Annotated in this window: 2 protein-coding genes; both read right to left on the bottom strand. The window is 71.1% G+C overall.

Annotation, left to right across the window (positions count from 1 at the left end; genetic code table 11):
- On the bottom strand, window positions 1-404 hold a 404-nt coding region (locus L2C96_RS44150), incomplete at its 3' end, for a DedA family protein (protein ID WP_237340322.1).
- A 99-nt stretch (window positions 405-503) separates the two neighbouring features.
- Window positions 504-1072 (bottom strand): lipoyl synthase (locus L2C96_RS44155; protein ID WP_237340323.1); only part of this gene is annotated, 569 nt, incomplete at its 5' end.

The following is a 1072-nucleotide window of genomic DNA, read 5'->3' on the forward strand; positions in this document are numbered from 1 at the left end:
GTGCCCGCCGCGGCCGGCGTCAGCGTCCGGATCACCGGCAGGAACCGGGCGAAGAACACCGCCCACGCGCCTCTGCGGTGCAGCACGTCCGTCGCCTTGTCCCACGCGTCCGTGCCGTATTTCTGGATCAGCTTGGTCTCGCGCAGCCGCGGCCCGAACTTCCGCCCGATCGCGTACCCGAGCGAGTCGCCGAGGGTGGCGCACACCGCCACCACCGCCCACAGGATCAGGAACCGCGGCGCGGTGTTCGCGGTGGTCGCGGCGACCAGCAGTCCCGACTCGCCGGGGGCGATGAAGCCCAGCCCGATGGTGCACTCGGCGAACACGAGTGCGCCGGTCGCGCCGACCAACGCCGGCTGCGGCAGTGCCTGCAGCCATTCCAGGATGTCGGTTACCAGCGCCACGTGTGATCCCCTGTCCCTTTTGCCCCTGCTGACCCCTTCAAACTACCGTGCACGGTATCGGGCTCGCGGCGCACTTTCGTCAGGGAATTCCCCCGACTTTCAGCGCGTGAGGAGGCTGCTGGCTTCCTGGGCGGCGGGTCCGGCTTCGGCCAGGTGCGCGAGGTTGGCGGGCAGTTCCTCGCCGCGGTGGCGCTTGGTCTGGGCGTAGAGCCGGCCGGCGCGGTAGGAGGAGCGGACCAGCGGCCCGGCCATCACCCCGGCGAACCCGAGGCCCTCGGCGACCTTGGCGTGCTCGACGAACTCCTCCGGCTTGACCCAGCGGTCCACCGGGTGGTGGCGCACCGACGGGCGCAGGTACTGGGTGATCGTCAGGATCTCGCAGCCGGCCTCGACCAGGTCGCGCATCGCCGGCTCGACCTCCTCCGGGGTTTCCCCCATGCCCAGGATCAGGTTCGACTTGGTGACCAGCCCGGCCTCGCGGGCTCGGGTGATGACCTCCAGCGACCGGGCGTAGCGGAAGCCGGGGCGGATGCGCTTGAAGATCCGCGGCACGGTCTCCACGTTGTGCGCCAGCACCTCCGGCGCCGAGCCGAACACCTCGGCCAGCTGGGCCGGGTCGGCGTTGAAGTCCGGGATCAGCAGCTCCACCCCGGTGCCCGGGTTGAGCG

Origin of the sequence: Amycolatopsis tucumanensis, assembly GCF_021654135.1 — a bacterium.
Classification (GTDB): domain Bacteria; phylum Actinomycetota; class Actinomycetes; order Mycobacteriales; family Pseudonocardiaceae; genus Amycolatopsis_E; species Amycolatopsis_E tucumanensis.